Here is a 19,780-nt window from a genome sequence, read left to right as displayed (position 1 = left end):
TTTAAAGATTTAACTTTTCAATATTTATCTATAACTTTCCAACACAATGCAGGCTTCGCCAATAGGTATTTTCGATTCAGGTTACGGTGGTTTAACAGTTTTCCGGTCTATTGCCGATAAATTGCCCGATTACAATTATATCTATTTGGGCGATAATGCCCGTTCGCCCTATGGCGACCATTCTTTCGAGACCATTTATAAATATACTTTAGAATGCGTAGAATGGCTTTTTGCTAAAGGATGCCATTTGGTTATTCTTGCCTGTAATACGGCGTCAGCTAAAGCGCTTAGAACGATCCAGCAAATAGATCTTCCTGCTAAATATCCCGGTAGAAGAGTGCTTGGCGTAATCAGGCCCACAGCTGAGGTAATTGATGGTTATACGAGCACTAAATCGGTAGGGGTAATGGGGACCAGAGGTACAGTTAATTCTCAATCTTATCTTTTAGAGATCAATAAATTTTTTCCTGAGATTAAGGTTTACCAGCAAAGCTGCCCGATGTGGGTTCCACTGATTGAAAATAACGAACACTTACAATCTGGCGCTGACTTTTTTATCAATGAATATTGTGATCAGTTATTGAGCCAATCGGCAGCTATCGATTGCGTGCTATTGGCTTGTACACACTATCCTTTATTAATGCCTAAACTGAAGAAGGTATTCCCCGACCATATAAGCGTTTTAACGCAAGGCGAGATTGTATCCCGCAGTTTAGCTGATTATTTAAAGAGACACCCTGAGATGGAAGAAAAACTAGCTAAACAGGGCGAAAGGTATTTCTATACTAGCGGTGATCCTGCAGCTTTTGATGAACACGCCTCTATTTTTTTCGGAGAGCCGTTGAAATCAGATAGAATGATTGTTTAACTGTAAACTGAACCCTGGTTAATTGTTTGAATTGGTTAACTGGAAATTGCGCATTGAAAATTGTTAATTCCTGATCTGCGTCCTGCTGAACTTCTTTCAGTATCTATTCTGTTGATAAAAATCTTTAAATTGATTTGTTGCCAGTACAGATGGACGGTTCAGTAATCTTTCTCTTTTGCATTAGTAACTGTAAAACGCAAACCGTTGATATATGAAATTAATTGAATAGCGCGATCTCTGTAGGTAATTCAAGTAAGTGTGTATAATTTACACTAACTAAGCTGGCTATTTGAACATATTGGAATTAATTAGAAGGGGCGATTGGAGTTAGAGATAGATTAGTCGCACTTTTAGTTCATCTGTCAGCCTAAACTCATCATAATAAAAGAAAACATTTTTCTTTAGGTTGTAACGAGTTAAAAGGATAACTTTGCGGCTTCAAACCCACACAATGAGTGATCAGATAAAACACGAATGCGGAATCGCTTTTATTCGCCTGTTAAAACCACTTTCTTACTACCAGCAAAAGTACGGTACAGCACTTTACGGCCTTAACAAATTATACCTTTTAATGGAAAAACAGCATAACCGGGGCCAGGATGGCGCAGGTATTGCCACCATTAAGCTGGATATGAAACCGGGCAGTAGGTACATCAGCCGATACCGGAGCATGGCATCTAATGCGGTAGCTGATATCTTCGAATATGTGCAGAACAAATTTGTCGATATCCAAGAAAACACGCCTGAATTAATGCAGGATACAGAATGGCTCAAAAACAACGTAAGCTTTATCGGCGAGGTGTTAATGGGCCATTTGCGTTATGGTACGCATGGTAAAAACAGCATCGAAAATTGCCACCCTTTTTTAAGGCAAAACAACTGGATGACACGTAACCTGGTAATTGCAGGTAACTTCAACATGACGAATGTTGATGAATTATTGGAGCAATTGTACGAGTTAGGTCAGCATCCAAAAGAAAAAGCAGATACCGTTACGGTATTAGAAAAAATCGGGCACTTTTTAGATGATGAAAACCAGGAGCTTTTCGATCAGTACAAAAAAGAAGGGCATGATAACATTGCGATTACACACAAAATATCTGATAATTTAGATATTGCAAATATCCTTCGCCGTTCGGCCAAAACATGGGATGGAGGTTATTCGATCTGTGGTATGGTGGGTAATGGCGATTCGTTCATTATGCGCGATCCGGCAGGTATCCGTCCGGCGTATTATTACTATGATGATGAGATTGTTGTAGCGGCATCTGAAAGGCCTGCTTTACAAACTGCATTTAATATCCAGTTCAAAGATGTTAAAGAGATCGATCCTGGGCATGCTTTAATTATCAAGAAAAACGGTGAGGTGAGCATGGAGCAGTTCCGCGAGCCAACCGAAAGATTGTCGTGCTCTTTCGAACGTATTTATTTCTCAAAAGGAAGTGATGTAGAGATTTACCGCGAACGTAAACAGCTTGGTCGCTTATTAAGCGATAAAATCCTTCAGGCCGTTAATTACGATCTAAAAAATACAGTATTCTCATTTATCCCAAATACGGCAGAAGTAGCCTTTTTTGGAATGGTTGATGGTGTTCAGCAATATGTGCGCAGGCACCAGAAAGATATACTTTTACATAAAAAAGAAACATTAACAGATCAGCAGCTTGAAGACCTGTTATCTTTAGCGCCCCGTGTAGAAAAGCTTGCGGTTAAGGATGTAAAACTGAGAACTTTTATTACTCAGGACGCAGACCGTAGCGAAATGGTAGCACATGTTTACGATACTACCTATGGTATTATCAATAACCACCAGGATACTTTAGTGGCACTTGATGATTCGATTGTGCGTGGTACAACTTTAAAGCAGAGTATCATTAAAATTGTTGACCGCTTACACCCTAAGAAAATCATTATTGTTTCTTCTGCACCTCAGATCCGTTACCCTGATTGTTATGGTATCGATATGAGCAGGATGGGGCAGTTCGTGGCTTTCGATGCAGCTATTCAGTTGTTAACGGAGCGCGGTATGTGGCAGGTGATCGAAGACGTTTACACGAAATGTAAAGCTTCGTTGCTTTTACCTAAAGAGGAAATTGTAAACCACGTTAAGGAAATTTATAAACCGTTTACGCCTGAAGAAATTTCGGCTAAAATTGCACAGATTATTACAGCTTGTCCGAAAAACAAAGGTGACTGGTATTTCTCAGGAAATTATCCTACCCCGGGGGGTAATAAAGTGGTAAATAAAGCTTTCGTTAACTGGAAAGAAGGAAATAACCAAAGGGCTTATTAGGTCCTAATTCCCTAAAGGGTACTTGAATAATAAATAGCTCATATTTTATATGGGCTATTTTTTTTGTTTTTTACCACTGAGAACAACGAGTTTGCACAGAGAAAAGAAGAGTTCCGAGCCCCTGTTTAGCGCTGAGCACGAAGACACAAATTGTAGCTTCCTATGCAGAGAAGAGTCCTTCGACTCCGCTCAAGGTGACCATCAAAAAAGGTAACAATCTTTTCCTACCTAAACCTGACATTCGCGGAAAGCCCGGAACCCGATCCTTTATCGGGTGAGGACTTGCAGCATTGGCAGGACTAACGTTTAATAGCAGCAATGCACCTGCTTTCCAAAAAAACAGAAAACTGGTTTAGTGATTTTTGTTTGCCCTTCGACTCCGCTCAGGATGACCGTAAGATTGAGTACGATCTTCCCTAATCTAAACCTGACATTCGCGGAAAGCCCGGAACCCGATCCTTTATCGGGTGAGGACTTGCAGCATTGGCAGGACTAACGTTTAATAGCAGCACTGTCCCTGCTTTTCAAAAAAAACTGCTAGTAATTTTTGTCGGCCCCTCGACTCCGCTCAGGGTGACAAAACGTGAGGAAATTTCCGTGTGTTCTGTGTTTCCGTGGCTAATAATAAGATGTGTATGCTGCGATTTTCTTTATAATCTTTGTGGTAAAAACCTATACGTAGAACTTCAGGTAAGTTTTAACGATGAGCCAAATGGCAAAAAAGATGATAACCACACCTGCGATTTTATTCAGTTTTTTAAGCGCGTCTTCTTTTATTTTATAACGGAGTTTACTCGAGTAGAAACTCTTTGCACCATCTATACTCAATTGGGTAGCCATGGCAATAAAAAAGCAGACTAGCTTTTCGTTCAGCATGTTATTCAATTTAACCGAGATGATCCCGCTTACAATAATCCAGAACATTAAGGTAGAGGGGGTAAGGATGCACATTAAAAAACCTTTTATTACATAGCCACGTTTACTTACTTTTTGAAGCGTTGAACTATTATAGTGCACCGTTATTTTAGAAACCAGGTAATATATACCTACGGCTAACAAGAATAGGCCCCCAATGGTGCCTACATATTTATCAAATTCTGCTTTATAATCAAAAAACTGGCTGCCAAAAAGAACCAGGCCAATTAAGACCACATCACTAATAATTACGCCAACAGCTAAAGAAAACCCAGCTTTGAAGCCCCTCTCTATGCTGGTTTTAATCATTGCAAAAAATACCGGCCCTGTTAAAAACGACGAAATAATCCCTGCTCCTATACCTAGTAATATGGCTTCAAACATGCATTGTATTGTTTATAATATGCGAATATGCAACTTTATACCTAAACATTTAACATTTATTTTTGTTGCATAGGTTGCATAAAATTTACTGGTTTTCATTTTTTTTTATTTATGTTTAGAGCCACTAAAACTAGATTTAAAAAATGAGTTCAGAACAAACACAAACCAAGTGGGGGCAGTTTATTCCTTTGGTTACGGTATTCTTTTTCTGGGGCTTTGTAGCCGCCAGTAATGATATTTTAATACCGGTATTTAAAAAAGCTTTTGATTTATCGCAAGCCGAAAGTCAATTGGTTTCATTGGCATTTTATATTGCTTATACAGTGGGTGCTTTAATTTATAACGGTATTTCTGTTATAATAGGACAAGATATTGTAAACAAATTGGGTTATAAAAATTCGCTTGCGCTTGGTCTGGTTATTTCGGCACTTGGAACCTTATTGTTTTATCCTGCAGCAAACATGCATTCGTTTCCTTTAATGCTTTCAGGCTTATTTATTGTGGCATTAGGTTTCTCCTTACAGCAGACTGTTGCAAATCCATTAGCTATTGCATTAGGGCCAATTAAAACAGGTTCGCAACGTTTAACGCTTGCCGGTGGTATTAATAACTTTGGTACAACCATTGGACCACTTATTGTAAGTTTCGCTATTTTTGGTTCTGCGGCAAATGCAACTACAAATATTAGTATAGAAAGCGTTAAAATTCCATATCTAATTTTGGGAGTTGCTTTTATTGCCGTTGCTGTTTTCTTAAAAATGTCATCGTTGCCTGATCGACCTGCTTTGGTTGAAGCTGTGGTTGAGGATACTAAATCGATTAAGGGATCTGCTTTGCAATATCCGCAATTGGTTTTGGGTATGATTGCCATATTTGTTTATGTGGGTGTTGAGGTATCTACCGCAAGTAATCTACCGGCTTATATGGAGAAAGATTTAGGCTTTGCCATTAAAGATATCGCACCTTATATCTCTTTATATTGGGCCAGTATGATGATCGGTCGTTGGACAGGTGCTGTTGAAGCTTTTACTGATAATATCAGCACACAAAAAGTATTACGTTTTATTGCACCATATTTAGCTTTTGGTATTTTCTTAGCTGTAAATGCTATAGCAAAACATGATCTTGCTCCATTTTATGTATACGGTTTGATTATATTGGTGTTAATTGCTGCTGATATGGCGAGTAAAGGTAACCCGGCCCGCATGTTGCTAATCTTTTCGGCAATAGGTATTACTGCGTTGTTAATCGGAATGTTTACTAAAGGAATGGTAAGTGTTTATGCCATTACCAGTGTAGGTTTATTCTGTAGCACTTTATGGCCTTGTATTTTTACCTTGGCAGTAAGCGGTTTAGGTAAACACACCAGTCAGGGAAGTAGCTTCTTAATTATGATGATTATGGGCGGTGGTATTATTAGTTGGGCACAAGGTGCTGTATCAGAATTTACAGGTATTCAATACAGTTATGTTGTAGGGATTATCTGTTTTGCTTACTTGGCATTCTATGCCTGGAAAGTAGCTGGAATATTAAGATCACAAGGAATAAACTTTGATCAAAAAATTTCTGGCGGACATTAATTTTTAATAAAGTAATTTTGCAGCCACAGAGATTTAGTTCTTTGTGGCTTTTTTGATTTTTATAATGGCAGATAAACCAAGTTTCGATTCGATATTTATGAACCTTGCCACCGATTTGGCAGCCCGTTCGCATTGCGTGCGTGCCCATGTAGGTGCAGTGTTAACAAAGGATACCCGTATTATTTCTATCGGCTACAATGGCCCACCAGCTGGTACCCACAATTGCGACGAGGAATGGCCTGAGCATGGCTGTGCGCGTGATAGTAAGGGAAGCTGTTCTTTAGCCTTACACGCTGAGGAGAATGCAATTCTGTATGCTTCTAAAAACGGTTCGAAAATAGAAGGCTGTACTTTATATACCACCTTATCGCCCTGTATTGCCTGCGCCCGCTTGATTTTGTCATCAGGAATTAAATTGGTTTATTATTCTAAATCGTATGCAGCTTACAAAGGTTTGCCTAGCGATGAAGGAGTAGACTTTTTACGGAAATTTGGGGTTGAGGTGGTTTTGATAGAATCGTAAAGGTTCAGTGGTTCATTTGTCATTGGTGACTGCAAGTTGTAAATCAGCTCACCAATTTTATATCTAAAACATAACTCGGTTTATCTTGACAACTTGACAAGTTTTGTTTATATTTGATTATAAATCTATTAGCTATGAAAACAATGTCTGTTGGAGAATTTAAAGCTCACTTTTCTGAAGTACTTGAAGATGTTAAGGCAGGTATTGGTATTGCCGTAACTTATGGAAGAAAAAAAGAGGTTATTGGGTATTTTGTTCCTGATTTGGAAGAAAACAATAAAGAGCGTAAAATAGGTATGCTTGACGGGAAAGCCGAAATAATATTTAAAGATGATTTCAAAATTACTGAAGAGGAATTCTTAGGCATATGATTTACCTCTTAGATACCCATGTACTAGTTTGGTCATTAATGTATTCATCCAAGCTTTCGAATGTCTGCTTGGAAATTTTAAAGAACAAAAAAAATACAATTCTAGTGAGTACGATAAGTTTTTGGGAAATATCTTTGAAACATTCAATCAATAAACTGGATATTTTGAGAATCATACCGGAGGCTTTGCCTGAACTCGCAATCGAGGCCGGTTACGAACTTTTACCCCTTTTACCAAATGATGTGGCTAATTACCATCACTTAAATGCGAACTGGCACAGAGATCCTTTTGATAGGATGTTAATATGGCAGGCTATTCAGAAAGATATAACTTTAATCAGTAAAGACGAAGACATTAATAAATACCGATCAGCGGGATTAAAGGTTGTTTGGTGATTATTGTTCAATGGTTCATTTGTCATTAGTTCATTGGTGACGATAAGTAGTTTACTGGTTAATTGTTTAAATCAGTTAATCAACTTCGGACTTTTTAGTTATACTGGTTAATCGGTTAACTGTTTGAAGCGGTTAATTGACTCCAAACTGGCTTCGGACTCCTGACTGCCGACTCCGGACTTTTTTAAGCTAAAAATCTCAAATCTCCGGCTTCAAATATCATATCTAATTGGTACCTTTGCGGATGCAAGAAAAAATCATTATCGTCGATTTTGGTTCGCAATTTACACAACTCATCGCTCGTAGGGTTCGCGAACTAAATATTTACTGTGAAATATATCCATACAACAATCTTCCTGAGGTTACGCCTGATGTAAAAGGAGTTATTTTTTCGGGTAGTCCATTCTCCGTTCGTCAGGAAGATGCACCTCAGATCGATTTATCGAAATACCATTTAAAATTTCCTTTATTGGCTGTTTGTTATGGTGCACAATATATTGCCCAACATTCTGGCGGTGCAGTTCAGCCATCTTCAACACGCGAATATGGTCGTGCTAACCTGAATTTTGTAAACCAGGAGAATAAATTATTTAAAGGCATTAACATCGGTTCACAAGTTTGGATGAGCCATGGTGATACCATTACCGATATTCCAGAAAATTTTGAGCTGATTGCCAGTACTGATAGCGTAAAAGTCGCAGCTTACCATATTAAAGATTCAGATACTTATGCCATCCAGTTTCACCCTGAGGTAACGCATAGTATTGATGGGAAAATCCTTTTAGAAAACTTCTTGGTTGATATTTGCGGATGTAGCCAGGACTGGACTTCTGCTGCTTTTGTTGAAACCACAATTGCCGATATTAAAGCTACTGTAGGTAACGATAAAGTTGTTTTGGCACTTTCAGGTGGTGTTGATAGTAGTGTTGCTGCGGTACTTTTACATAAAGCCATCGGTACAAACCTTCACTGTATATTTGTTGATAATGGTTTATTGCGTAAAAACGAATATGAAAGTGTTTTAGAACAGTATAAAGATTTTGGCTTAAATATTAAAGGCGTTGATGCTAAAGATAAATTCTTGGGCCAATTGGCCGGGGTAGAAGATCCGGAAACAAAACGTAAAATTATTGGCCGTGTATTTATCGAAGTTTTCGACGAAGAATCTCACCTGATCCAGGATGTAAAGTGGTTGGCCCAAGGTACAATCTATCCTGATATTATTGAATCAGTTTCGGTTAAAGGGCCGTCGGCAACCATAAAATCGCACCATAATGTAGGTGGTTTGCCAGATTTTATGAAACTTAAAGTAGTAGAGCCACTTAAAACTTTGTTTAAAGATGAAGTAAGAAGAGTAGGCACCACTTTAGGGTTAGAATCGTTTATTTTAGGCCGTCAMCCATTTCCAGGCCCAGGCCTGGGTATCCGCATTATCGGAGAAGTTACTCCAGAAAAAGTAGCCATTTTACAAGATGCCGATAAAATTTATATCGACAATTTAAAAGAAGCAGGCCTTTACGATAAAGTATGGCAGGCAGGCGCTATTTTCTTACCGGTAAGATCTGTAGGAGTGATGGGCGATGAGCGTACTTACGAAAATGTAATTGCATTAAGAGCAGTTGAATCACTTGATGGGATGACTGCAGATTGGTGCCATTTACCTTATCCGGTATTGGCTAAAATCTCAAACGAAATCATCAATAAAGTTAAAGGGATCAATAGAGTGGTATACGATATCAGCTCTAAACCACCTGCAACTATCGAGTGGGAATAGTTTTTAGTTCAGAGTCCTGAGTCATTAGTCGGGAGTCGATATACAAATAATATGCTTATGCTAGCAAGGTGGAATAAACTTTGCTAGCATATTTTGTTAAAAATGATAGGTATGAATTTCAAGAAGGTTTATTGGTTGCTGGTTTTGTTTGCGGTAGTTTTGGGTGCTTGTTCGCCTAAAATCAGGACACCCAAGCCTGAAACGGAAAAACCGGTTGAAAAAGAAAAGCCAACAGATAAAAAGCCTATCAAAAAGTTTTCGCAGGCAAGTGTTTCCTTACTTGTTCCCTTTAAATTGGATGAGCTGAATTTAAAAACAGCAACAAAAGCCGATATAGAAAAATATGCTATGCCTATCGATTTTTATCAGGGCTTTAAATTGGGATTGGATTCTGCCGCGGCTCAGGGTTTAAATTTTAAACTCAATGTTTTCGATACACAGGATGATAATGCACATATATCGGTTTTGTACAAAAATGAGCGTTTTAAACAAAGCAATTTAATTATTGGCCCTGTTTTTCCTGATGGGTTAAAGTTTATCTCCAATTATGCCAAAGAAAACAATGCAATCATCGTATCTCCTTTGGCTGCTTCCGAACCTGCAGAATTTAATAATCCAAATCTGGTGTCCATTGTAAATAATATTGGTTTACATGGAAAAAAGATAGCCACATACATTGCTAAAAATTATAATCCTGCCAATACTATAGTGGTACTGATTAACCCAAAGAAAACAGAAGACGAACAATTTGCAGCGCCAATAAGGAACTATTTTCAAGCCAGTACCAAGTTTGTGGTACAGGAGTATGCTTCGGCCTATGCTTTTGAAACAAAAATGATCAAAGGCAAAGAATATGCAGTGGTGCTTACCTCATCCGACAGGACTTTTGTATTGCCAACAGTAGAAAAACTGTATAAATTAAAGCATCTACCCACTGGTGGTTATAGCATTAATCTATTTGGTCATCCTAATTGGGTAAAACAGAATTATCCCACTGATAAATTACAAGACCTAAATACCATTATCAGCTCATCTTATAAAATAGACTATAAAAACAGTACAGTTGTTACCTTTATTAAAAAATATCGCTATAGGTATGGATTTGAGCCTGGAGAATACGCCTTTAAAGGCTTTGATGTTGGCTATTATTTCGGTAAACTGTTAACTACTTATGGAGAGGATTATAGAGATTATCTGGTAAAAGATAAATATAAAGGCCTCCATAATAACTTTTCATTTATCCATGATGAAAAATTAGGCTATATTAACACCAGTTTAATGTTACTGAAGTTTAAAAACTTTGCGTTAAACCTAGTTGAGTAATTCTATAATTTTTTCTTCCATTTTAATTATTGCATGAGAGCAGATCATCAGTTAAGAGCCTTTGAACAGATTTTGAGTAATTATGATGGAAGTTTGCCCTTGCATCGTTTTCTACCAACCTATTTTAAGCAGCATAAGCAAATGGGTTCATCCGATAGGAGATGGGCTACACGTCATATGTATAGCTTTTTTAGATTAGGTAAGGCTTTATCGGCACTTCCGCAGGAAGAACGTTTAAGTATTGCCGATTTCTTATGCCACGATACACTTAGCCTTATTGTAGAGAAAAATCTGCCGGAATTAAAGGAAAGTATTATACTGCCGCTGGGAGAAAAAATATCCATCATTAAAACCAGGTATCCGGATTTTGATTTGCAGGAGGTATATCCGTTTCACGAAAATCTATCTGATGGATTAGACCGGGAAGCGTTTTGTACCTCATTCTTCAAACAGCCAGATCTCTTTATCAGGGTAGGAGGAGAAGAATCTGTAGCTATTATTGCAAAATTAGAAGATGAAAACATTGCGGTTAAAGCGATTTCTGATACTGCTCTGGCTTTGCCTAATGGAACCAAGTTAGAAACCATATTAAAAGAAGGCAGTTATCAGGTTCAGGATTTATCTTCTCAGCACACAGGCAGTTATTTTAAACCGAACAAATGGGATAAATGGTGGGATTGCTGCGCGGCATCTGGTGGGAAAACGCTGCTGTTGCACAGTTTGGAGCCTGTGATTGAGCTTTTGGTTTCTGATCTGAGAGAAAGTGTACTCTTAAATTTAGATGAACGTTTCCGCTTAGCCGGGATCAAAAAGTACCATAAAAAGGAACTGGATCTTTTACAGAACAACGATCAGGTTTTACACCACTATCAATTTGACGGGATCATTTTGGATGCGCCCTGCACTGGTTCTGGAACATGGGGCAGAACACCCGAAATGCTTACATTTTTCGAGGAACGGAAAATTAATCAATTTGCCAGCATCCAGAAGGGGATTGTCCAAAATATTGTAAAGTATTTAAAGCCAGGTAAGCCCTTAATTTACATTACTTGCTCTGCCTTTGCCGAAGAAAACGAAGCCATTGTTCAGCATATGATTGATCAGTTGCCATTAGAACTGGAAAAAATGGAATTGATAAAGGGTTATGAAAACAATGCCGATACGATGTTTGTGGCGAGGTTGATTAAGAAGAGCCAGGATTAAACTACTTGTATCGTCACCCTGAATTTATTTCAGGGTCTTAACATATAGATGCTGAAATAAATTCAGCATGACGCTCACTTAAAGCGACATTACGTATGTTCAAACCAGGATTTGAAATTCTTTTTAAAGTATTTTACCGCTTCGATTAAAACGGCTATTGCTCCAATAATTAAGGTATATTCTTCAAAGCTGTTCATGATGTAAGCTTTATGTTTAGATGGATATACGTAATTATTGTTACAGATTGATTGGAGGATTGTCATTTTGATGAGTACTTTTCTACGTTCGTCGTCTTGCTGAACTTGTTTCAGCATCTTTTTTGATTATTGGACCCTGAAATAAATTCAGGGTGACGAATCTTTGAAATGATACCTATAGTCCCGTATTATTTCTGAACAATTTAATCGCTATAGCCAATAAAATTACCCCAAAGGCTTTACGTAAGATGTTCAAGCCCGATTTTCCAAAAAGTTTTTCAAGTCTGTTGGTATTTTTCAATACAAAGTATACAAACAACATATTGAGTATAATGCCCACTAAAATATTCTGGGTATGATATTCTGTTTTTAGCGAAAGTAGGGTAGTCATTGTTCCTGCTCCGGCAATTAAAGGGAAAGCCAACGGAACGATGGAGACTGTTTCTGGTGCTTCTTCTTTAAAAATCGTTAATCCCAATACCATTTCCATAGCGATAAAAAAGATCACGAAAGAACCCGCAATAGCGAAAGATTCTACATCTAATCCGATTACTTTTAATAACGATTCGCCAACAAATAAAAAGAGGATCATTAAGCCTGTAGCAACTAAAGATGCTTTTTCTGATTCGATATGACCTGCTTTTCTACGTAATTCGATTACAACGGGAATGGCGCCCAAAATATCGATAATAGCGAAGAGCACCATCGTTGTGGATAGGATCTGGCTTAAGTTGAACGTCATAAAATCGAATTTCATAGCAGCGCAATTTTAAGCAAAGGTAGCGGAATTTGTATCAATTCCTCCATTGTACTGTTATTTATTAGAAATAGAACTGTGTTCTTAACGTGAGCACATTGTCTTTTCTATCAGCAGTATAACCCTGAATTTGGGTCGATTCGTTTTTAATGATATCATAATAAAGTACAGCCTTAAAATGTGGATTAAAATGATGTAAAAAACCAAATCCAAAAGTATCAAAACGAACATCCGCTGGAGAAAGCCCCTGAGTATTTGAAATATCAAGCCCTTTTACCTTTGAATTTGGATCATACCAATCGTATTTTAAAATAAGCTGATTGTCGGTGCTATTCAAGGTTTGTACAAATGTAACGTAAGCACCATTGAAGGTTCGGGTATAATAAGGCAAGGCTATCGATTTGCTATCAACAGGATAAGAGCCAGGTGTGGTTGAGGTAGTTGAAGTGCCTGTTTGTAAGCCAGACACCACTTCTGCCCTCAATTCAGATTTCCAGCTTTTGGTTTTTGTAGCCAGCTGAATATCGGCACCATAATATCTCCTTGGAGCAACCTTATTGATGGTATTGGCCGACGAATCCTTCATCATTCTCCATTGGTTGTCGATTCTATCCATCTTATAACTTACGGGCAAGCGATGGTTTAAGCCGCCTTGTAGCGTACTTATACCGCCCGCAATGGTGAAATTTTTAAAGGCATAGGTTTTATGGCTTAACCTGAAGATAAAATCTTTACTATTATCAAATTCTCCAGCGCCGGCTAAGCCTTGTCCGTTGTAAATACCAAAATCGAATACAAAGTTTTTCAACCGGGCATCTTTCCAACGAGGATTTAGGGTAAACGTAGCCCCCAGATCTCGTTCTGTTTTCATTAAAATCTGCGACATCCGGCCACGCTCCGGCGCTTCCCTTACTGAAGAAGATAATTGCAGTTCGTTCCCAAACGGACGGCCAGAAAGCCCTAAAGTAACCGCCAGTATTTTCCATTTATTTTCGTAATAACGTCCCCAAAAATCACGAATGGCAACACCTTGTTCAGTACCGTCAAACTGAAGTACAAAATAGGTAGAAGGACTGCCATCATCTGTTAACATCATATAATCGGCCCTTAAACGACCTCTTCTCAACCTAAACCGGTTATTGGTAAACTCGCCAAAATTTCCGCCTTGGTATTCTGCCTGTGCACCATTTGCTTGCGCAACCTGGAATTGAGGCTGCAGGTACCCGCTAAAAGATAATGAACCATATTTCTTAGAAATAATGAGCAAATGGTTAACCGTGGTAGAATCCATTACATCGTTAATTGTTCTCTGCGCATATCCTGCAGCGGAAATGAATAGCAAAACAATCGTTAAGAAGAAATAAGTGATCTTAAATTTAGCAAAATAGCGGTACATGTTATCAATTTTTTGCAAAGGTAGTTTTATTAACAATTATTTAACATAAAAAAGCCCCGACTTTTCGGTCGAGGCTTTTGTTTTTTTGAAAAATGTAATTTATTTAACGTCTTTCAAATGAGAATTCTTTTTACTGTATCCAAAGTAAATGATAAATCCTAATGCTAACCAGCCAAATAATCTTAACCAGTTTGTCCAGCCTAAACCAAGGATCATTAAACCGCAGGCAACAACACCCAAAATCGGAATTAAAGGTACCCAAGGTGTTCTAAACTGACGAGGAAGATCTGGATCTGTTTTTCTTAAGATGATTACCGCTATACAAACCAACATAAATGCGAATAACGTACCGATACTAGTCATATCGCCCACTACATCGCCTGGGATAAATGCAGCAAATAAACCTACAATTACCAAGATCACTAAGTTTGCTTTATAAGGTGTTTTAAATTTAGGGTGTAAATCACTGAACATTTTAGGTAATAAACCATCTTTACTCATCGAATAAAATACACGGCTTTGGCCTAATAACATCACCAAGATTACAGAAGAGAAACCGGCTAAAATTGCTACTGTTACTAATTTAGATAACCATGAGTATCCGGTCATATATTCGCTAATTGCAGCTACCACAGATGCTTCACCACCTTTAGTTCTGAAAAACTCAACTGGTGCAATTCCCGTTAAAACGTGTGCGAATAATATGTATAATACAGTACAAACTGCTAACGATCCTAAAATACCAATTGGCATTGCTGTTTTAGGATTTTTAGTTTCCTGAGCGGCAGTACTTACAGCATCAAAACCGATAAAGGCAAAGAATACCGTTCCGGCAGCGCCAATAACGCCCCAGAAACCACCAAAACTATGGCTAATACCTGCATGATCTACATATGTGGTAGCAGCCGGAATGTATGGATGGTGATTTGCTTCGTGGATGAAGCCCCAACCTAAAACAATGATTAAGATAACAATACCCACTTTGGTAATTACGATTAAACCGTTTACAAAAGCAGATTCTGAAGTTCCTTTAATTAAAAGTAAACTTAACAAGCCTACTATAAACAAGGCAGGAAGATTCATAATTCCATTTACGGTACCATCTGGATGCGATTGGAAAGGCGAGTGGCACCACTCGTAGGGTATGGGTGAGGTATGTAATACTTCTACCAATAGTTTATTCAGATATTCGCTCCAGGCTATACCTACAGTAGCGGCACCTACAGCATATTCTAACACTAAATCCCATCCAATAACCCAAGCCATTAGCTCGCCCATAGTAGCATAAGTATAAGTATATGCACTACCAGAGATTGGAATAGAAGAAGAGAGCTCGGCATAACATAAACCTGCCAAAGCACAGCCTATCGCAGCTATTATAAAACCGATTGTAACTGATGGTCCAGCATTTTGAGCGGCTGCAGCAGCAGTACGAACAAATAGCCCGGCACCAATAATAGCCCCTACACCTAATGCAACTAATGCACCTGCACTAAGTGTGCGCTTTAAGCCTTTGCTTGAATCACCTGCTTCTTCAAGCAATAGATGCATTGGCTTTTTAGTAAATAAACCCATATTATAGTTTTTGTTTAGATTAATTCAGCTCCAAACGTAATTAAAAATTACGGAAATGTAAAAGGGATTTTGGTTAAAAAATCCCTTTAGCTATTATTTTATCAATGTTTTTACAACTAACGCCTTAAAGTGTCGGTGGTATTGGTTAAAGTATCCGTAATTACGTTACCTAAACTATCGGTTTTTTGCTCAATTCTGATTTCTTTTCGAACTTCTTGCTTATGTTCGCTGGCAATTGCCTTAACTGCGATGTATGGAGCAATAACTAGTGAAACAATAGACATTAATTTGATTAAAATGTTCATTGAAGGACCCGAGGTATCTTTAAAAGGATCGCCTACAGTATCCCCTGTTACTGAAGCCTTATGTGGTTCTGATTTTTTGTAGTGCATTTCACCATTGATCATTACACCTTGTTCGAATGATTTTTTGGCGTTATCCCATGCGCCACCTGCGTTGCTTTGGAAAATCCCCATCAATACACCGGTAACGGTTACGCCGGCCAATAATCCACCTAAAACTTCAGGACCAAAAGTAAAACCAACAATTATCGGCGTGAGAAAATGAAAGGAATCATCCCGCCAACAAATAATCCTGCTAATACTGGCGCTTTATATATATCTATCGCCGTAATACCTGCAATGCCTACAAAAGCTGCAAATAATGCTAAAGAGGTTAAGGCTGCAGATGCAATGGCAAATCCTTTACCGGTAGCTGCAGTGGTATTTCCAACAGCGTCTAAATTATCGGTACGTTCGCGTACTTCTGGAGGTAACTGACTCATTTCTGCAATACCGCCCGCATTATCAGCAATTGGTCCGAAAGCATCAATGGCCAATTGCATAGCTGTAGTGGCCATCATACCTGCTGCTGCAATAGCTACACCATATAAACCAGCAAAGTGGTACGATAACATAATCCCGCCTGCTAAAACCAAAATTGGAATAACAGTCGATTTCATTCCGACAGCTAAACCTGCAATAATATTGGTGGCATGTCCGGTTGATGATTGTTGGATAATAGAATTTACAGGGCCTTTGCCCATTGCGGTAAAATATTCGGTAACAATACTCATAATTGTACCCACTACTAAACCAACAATAATGGCATAAAACACATTAATACTAGAGAACTCATACCCACGTAAGTTTAATGTTTCGGGTAACATCCATTTTACGATAAAGAACGAAGCTACTGCTGTAATCAAAATTGATGACCAGTTACCTAGATTTAAAGCCGTCTGAACATTTGATTTATCATCTTTAATGGTTACAAACCAGGTACCTACAATCGAGAATAAAATACCCAATCCGCAGATTACCATAGGCAAAAGGATGGGAGACATACCCCCGAATTTATCAGTTACTGTAATTTCTTGTCCTAAAACCATGGTGGCTAATATCGTTGCTACATATGAGCCAAATAAATCGGCACCCATACCTGCAACATCACCCACGTTATCGCCTACATTATCGGCAATGGTTGCAGGGTTACGTACATCATCTTCAGGAATTCCGGCTTCTACTTTACCCACTAAATCGGCACCAACATCAGCAGCTTTGGTATAAATACCCCCACCAACGCGGGCAAATAAGGCAATAGATTCGGCACCCAAAGAAAATCCGGTTAAAACCTCAATAGCAGATCTCATTTCGGTGCTATTGGCGCTGGTTACATGGAATACCTGTAAAAAAACAATAAATAAACCGCCTAAACCTAAAACAGCAAGGCCAGCTACGCCTAAGCCCATTACGGTACCGCCAGTAAACGAAACTTTTAATGCTTGTTTTAAACTTGTTCTAGCAGCCTGTGTGGTTCTAACATTTGCTTTTGTGGCCGATTTCATTCCGATATAACCCGCAGTTGCAGAAAATACCGCTCCTATAATAAAAGAAATAGAGATAATCCAGCTCGAATGCATAGGTACCCCTTTAATTTCGGTAATTGTTCCTGAGTAGGCTAGGAGCGCAGCCGTAAAAACAGCGAAAATGCTCAATACCCTCCATTCGGCTTTTAAAAAGGCCATAGCTCCATCGGCTATATAGCCCGCAAGTTCCTGCATGTTTTTATCACCTGCATCTTGCTTGTTTACCCAGGCGCTTTTAATCATCATAACTATAATCCCGACAAGGCCTAGCGCCGGAATACAGTAAATTAAATTGTTTTGTAAAAAATCCATAGTTAATAATTGGTTTTATATTTGGTTAGTTGTTTATGTTGTTGTGTAACTGGTTAACTGTTTAAATTGGTCAATTGTTTAATCTATTTCAAACGTTCAGCGCCAAACGCTTCTCTCCAAACTACGTACTTATATCTAGCAAGATAATAAAATATTTTTCTTGTGATTAAATTTTTCATTGTCAAGTAGAATAAAATTTCGCTCAATTAAAATAATACAAGCGAAGTACTCCTATTTTCTTTTTTTTAAATAAATTAGCCACAAACTAAACCAAACTAAAAATGAATATTGAAAAAGAAGATGGACCTTCTAAAAGAAAATTAAGCCTTTTTGATGCTACCATGCTGGTAATGGGTTCGATGATCGGAAGCGGTATCTTTATTGTTAGTGCCGACATCATGCGGAATTTAGGTTCCGGTTATTGGCTGATTGTGGTTTGGGTGATCACTGGGGTGATGACAGTTGCCGCCGCAATTTCTTATGGAGAACTTTCTTCCATGTTTCCCAAAGCTGGTGGGCAATACACTTACCTGAAAGAGATTTTCGGTAAAATGATGGGATTTCTTTACGGTTGGGGCTTGTTTACCGTAATTCAAACCGGCACTATTGCAGCTGTTGCTGTTGCTTTTGGTAAATTTACGGCCTATTTAATACCAGCTTTAAACGATGCTGCTCCAATTTTTCAGAGTGGCGGTTATAAAATTACCTGGATACAGATTTTAGCCATCGGTGTGATTCTGCTTTTAACTTATATTAATACAAAAGGTGTTGAAGGCGGTAAAATTTTGCAGAACATTTTTACTGGTTCTAAAATTGTCGCTTTAATCGGCTTAATTATTTTAGGCTTTCTTTTGGTGAAAAACAGTTTTTGGGCCGGAAATATGAGCTTTGGCTGGGATGCTTTCAATAATCTTAAAACAGATCCAAGCGGCAATTTCTTGAAATCGGGATGGGAATCCATTTCCGGAATGGCAATAATGGGGGGGATTGCAGCTGCCATGGTTGGTTCGGTATTTTCGAGTGTGGCCTGGGAAAACGTAACTTTTGTCTCGGGAGAAATCGAAAACCCTAAAAAAAATGTTGTACGTTCTATGGTTTTAGGTACTTCAGCAGTGATGATTCTTTATTTATTGGTCAATTTTATCTATCTCAATACCCTAAACAGAGAGAGTATTGCATTTGCCCTCAATGATCGGGTTGCTGTTGCAGCCTCAGAACAGATTTTTGGTAGTGGAATCGGCACAATTGTAATTGCATTGTTGGTAATGATTTCTACTTTCGGTTGTGTTAATGGAATCGTATTGGCAGGTGCAAGGGTTTTTCAAACCATGGCAAAAGATGGAATGTTTTTTAAAGCAGCATTAAAAAACAATAAAAATGGAGTTCCTGAAAGATCACTTTGGATGCAGGGCATTTGGGCATCTGCTTTATGTTTAAGTGGGCAATATGGTAATCTTTTAGATATGATATCCTTTGTTATCGTGCTATTTTATATGATTACTGTTTTTGGTGTTATTTATTTAAGGATAAAACAACCTGGTCTTGAAAGGCCTTACAAAACCTGGTTATATCCAGTTACACCGATTATTTACTTATTGATAGGAGCGGCATTTTGTATTTTGCTGCTCATTTATAAACAGCAGTATACCTGGCCGGGGCTTGTGATTGTTTTGCTGGGAGTGCCTGTTTACTTTTTTATTAATAAAAAAGAGCAGCAAGATTAACCAGAGGCGTCCTGCTGAACTTGTTTCAGCATCTTACTGGTAGGATAGATCCTGAAACAAATTCAGGATGACGAAATGAGATGAGAATTTACCATGAAACCTCGCAGGCTTTTAAAAACTGCGAGGTTTTTTGCTTCTCAAATCTCATATCTAACCGCTTCAAATCCCATTTTTACATTTTGAAAAGCAGGGTTCTGTTTCAATCGGTTCCGAAAGCCCCGTTATCCACTTTACTTCTCCCGATAGAAAAATCGGGATCGTGTTCGCTGCTACCGGGTTTAGCTAAGTTAAACCTGTGCTTAAACTCAGTTTTCCAAACCCGA

The 19,780-nt window shown here is 38.3% G+C and carries 15 protein-coding genes and 1 pseudogene; 10 read left to right on the top strand and 6 right to left on the bottom strand.

Annotated features, from left to right (window positions below):
- Positions 1-46: 46 nt before the first annotated feature.
- Both murI and AC1DND_RS04965 read left to right on the top strand, forming a co-directional pair.
- A complete protein-coding gene (murI, locus tag AC1DND_RS04970) occupies positions 47-868 on the top strand; it encodes a glutamate racemase (RefSeq protein WP_477579612.1) in 822 nt (273 codons plus the stop codon).
- Between the two features lie 451 nt (positions 869-1,319).
- On the top strand, positions 1,320-3,161 hold the full coding sequence (locus tag AC1DND_RS04965; protein ID WP_477579610.1) for an amidophosphoribosyltransferase: 1,842 nt from the start codon (positions 1,320-1,322) through the stop codon (positions 3,159-3,161).
- Between the two features lie 672 nt (positions 3,162-3,833).
- Here AC1DND_RS04965 and AC1DND_RS04960 read toward each other — a convergent pair.
- Positions 3,834-4,460 (bottom strand): LysE family translocator, encoded by a 627-nt coding sequence (locus AC1DND_RS04960; protein ID WP_477579608.1) that lies wholly within the window; start codon positions 4,458-4,460, stop codon positions 3,834-3,836.
- Positions 4,461-4,603: 143 nt separating this feature from the next.
- On the opposite strand from AC1DND_RS04960, the gene AC1DND_RS04955 reads away from it, so the two are divergent.
- The 7 genes from AC1DND_RS04955 (at position 4,604) to AC1DND_RS04925 (ending at position 11,629) form a co-directional block, all read left to right on the top strand.
- Positions 4,604-6,040, top strand: a complete 1,437-nt coding sequence (locus AC1DND_RS04955; protein ID WP_215131225.1) for an MFS transporter — start codon at positions 4,604-4,606, stop codon at positions 6,038-6,040.
- Between the two features lie 64 nt (positions 6,041-6,104).
- On the top strand, positions 6,105-6,563 hold the full coding sequence (locus AC1DND_RS04950) for a deoxycytidylate deaminase (RefSeq protein ID WP_138818054.1): 459 nt from the start codon (positions 6,105-6,107) through the stop codon (positions 6,561-6,563).
- 134 nt (positions 6,564-6,697) lie between these two features.
- Positions 6,698-6,934 carry a type II toxin-antitoxin system Phd/YefM family antitoxin gene (locus AC1DND_RS04945; RefSeq protein WP_477579606.1) on the top strand — a complete coding sequence of 79 codons (237 nt, stop codon included), beginning with the start codon at positions 6,698-6,700 and terminating at the stop codon, positions 6,932-6,934.
- Positions 6,931-7,329, top strand: a complete 399-nt coding sequence (locus AC1DND_RS04940; protein ID WP_477579604.1) for a type II toxin-antitoxin system VapC family toxin — start codon at positions 6,931-6,933, stop codon at positions 7,327-7,329. Before AC1DND_RS04945 ends, AC1DND_RS04940 begins: the two co-directional genes overlap by 4 nt.
- 244 nt (positions 7,330-7,573) lie before the next feature.
- Positions 7,574-9,103, top strand: coding sequence for a glutamine-hydrolyzing GMP synthase (guaA, locus tag AC1DND_RS04935; RefSeq protein ID WP_477579602.1), 1,530 nt, complete (start codon positions 7,574-7,576; stop codon positions 9,101-9,103).
- Positions 9,104-9,214: 111 nt separating this feature from the next.
- Positions 9,215-10,426 carry an ABC transporter substrate-binding protein gene (locus tag AC1DND_RS04930; protein WP_477579600.1) on the top strand — a complete coding sequence of 404 codons (1,212 nt, stop codon included), beginning with the start codon at positions 9,215-9,217 and terminating at the stop codon, positions 10,424-10,426.
- A gap of 33 nt (positions 10,427-10,459) precedes the next feature.
- The gene (locus AC1DND_RS04925; protein ID WP_477579599.1) at positions 10,460-11,629 is read left to right on the top strand and encodes an RsmB/NOP family class I SAM-dependent RNA methyltransferase; all 1,170 of its coding nucleotides are present in this window, start codon (positions 10,460-10,462) and stop codon (positions 11,627-11,629) included.
- Between the two features lie 89 nt (positions 11,630-11,718).
- On the opposite strand, the gene AC1DND_RS04920 is transcribed toward AC1DND_RS04925, so the two are convergent.
- The 5 genes and pseudogenes from AC1DND_RS04920 to AC1DND_RS04900 form a co-directional block, all read right to left on the bottom strand.
- Entirely contained in the window at positions 11,719-11,943 is a 225-nt protein-coding gene (locus AC1DND_RS04920) for a hypothetical protein (RefSeq protein ID WP_477579597.1), read from the bottom strand.
- 58 nt (positions 11,944-12,001) lie between these two features.
- The gene (locus AC1DND_RS04915; RefSeq protein ID WP_029274105.1) at positions 12,002-12,568 is read right to left on the bottom strand and encodes a MarC family protein; all 567 of its coding nucleotides are present in this window, start codon (positions 12,566-12,568) and stop codon (positions 12,002-12,004) included.
- Between the two features lie 79 nt (positions 12,569-12,647).
- Complete coding sequence (locus AC1DND_RS04910) at positions 12,648-13,979, bottom strand: porin (RefSeq protein ID WP_477579595.1); 1,332 nt, start codon at positions 13,977-13,979, stop codon at positions 12,648-12,650.
- A gap of 99 nt (positions 13,980-14,078) precedes the next feature.
- Positions 14,079-15,554: an amino acid permease gene (locus tag AC1DND_RS04905; RefSeq protein ID WP_477579594.1), complete on the bottom strand. Its 1,476-nt coding sequence runs from the start codon at positions 15,552-15,554 to the stop codon at positions 14,079-14,081.
- Positions 15,555-15,670: 116 nt separating this feature from the next.
- A pseudogene (locus tag AC1DND_RS04900) lies at positions 15,671-17,733 on the bottom strand (sodium-translocating pyrophosphatase).
- 281 nt (positions 17,734-18,014) lie between these two features.
- Here AC1DND_RS04900 and AC1DND_RS04895 point away from each other — a divergent pair.
- Positions 18,015-19,457, top strand: a complete 1,443-nt coding sequence (locus AC1DND_RS04895) for an APC family permease (protein ID WP_477579592.1) — start codon at positions 18,015-18,017, stop codon at positions 19,455-19,457.
- Positions 19,458-19,780: the final 323 nt, after the last annotated feature.

It is taken from the genome of Pedobacter sp. 01N416, from assembly GCF_056399685.1.
The sequence above is the reverse complement of the archived record's forward strand: the minus strand, read 5'-3'. Positions and strand labels throughout refer to the sequence as shown.

What these genes read in the sequence shown, in the direction of transcription:
- murI (WP_477579612.1), top strand. Translation starts at nt 47, where the DNA reads ATGCAGGCTTCGCCAATAGGTATTTTCGATTCAGGTTACGGTGGTTTA.
- AC1DND_RS04965 (WP_477579610.1), top strand. Translation starts at nt 1,320, where the DNA reads ATGAGTGATCAGATAAAACACGAATGCGGAATCGCTTTTATTCGCCTG.
- AC1DND_RS04960 (WP_477579608.1), bottom strand. Translation starts at nt 4,460, where the DNA reads ATGTTTGAAGCCATATTACTAGGTATAGGAGCAGGGATTATTTCGTCG.
- AC1DND_RS04955 (WP_215131225.1), top strand. Translation starts at nt 4,604, where the DNA reads ATGAGTTCAGAACAAACACAAACCAAGTGGGGGCAGTTTATTCCTTTG.
- AC1DND_RS04950 (WP_138818054.1), top strand. Translation starts at nt 6,105, where the DNA reads ATGGCAGATAAACCAAGTTTCGATTCGATATTTATGAACCTTGCCACC.
- AC1DND_RS04945 (WP_477579606.1), top strand. Translation starts at nt 6,698, where the DNA reads ATGAAAACAATGTCTGTTGGAGAATTTAAAGCTCACTTTTCTGAAGTA.
- AC1DND_RS04940 (WP_477579604.1), top strand. Translation starts at nt 6,931, where the DNA reads ATGATTTACCTCTTAGATACCCATGTACTAGTTTGGTCATTAATGTAT.
- AC1DND_RS04930 (WP_477579600.1), top strand. Translation starts at nt 9,215, where the DNA reads ATGAATTTCAAGAAGGTTTATTGGTTGCTGGTTTTGTTTGCGGTAGTT.
- AC1DND_RS04925 (WP_477579599.1), top strand. Translation starts at nt 10,460, where the DNA reads ATGAGAGCAGATCATCAGTTAAGAGCCTTTGAACAGATTTTGAGTAAT.
- AC1DND_RS04920 (WP_477579597.1), bottom strand. Translation starts at nt 11,943, where the DNA reads ATGCTGAAACAAGTTCAGCAAGACGACGAACGTAGAAAAGTACTCATC.
- AC1DND_RS04915 (WP_029274105.1), bottom strand. Translation starts at nt 12,568, where the DNA reads ATGACGTTCAACTTAAGCCAGATCCTATCCACAACGATGGTGCTCTTC.
- AC1DND_RS04910 (WP_477579595.1), bottom strand. Translation starts at nt 13,979, where the DNA reads ATGTACCGCTATTTTGCTAAATTTAAGATCACTTATTTCTTCTTAACG.
- AC1DND_RS04905 (WP_477579594.1), bottom strand. Translation starts at nt 15,554, where the DNA reads ATGGGTTTATTTACTAAAAAGCCAATGCATCTATTGCTTGAAGAAGCA.
- AC1DND_RS04895 (WP_477579592.1), top strand. Translation starts at nt 18,015, where the DNA reads ATGAATATTGAAAAAGAAGATGGACCTTCTAAAAGAAAATTAAGCCTT.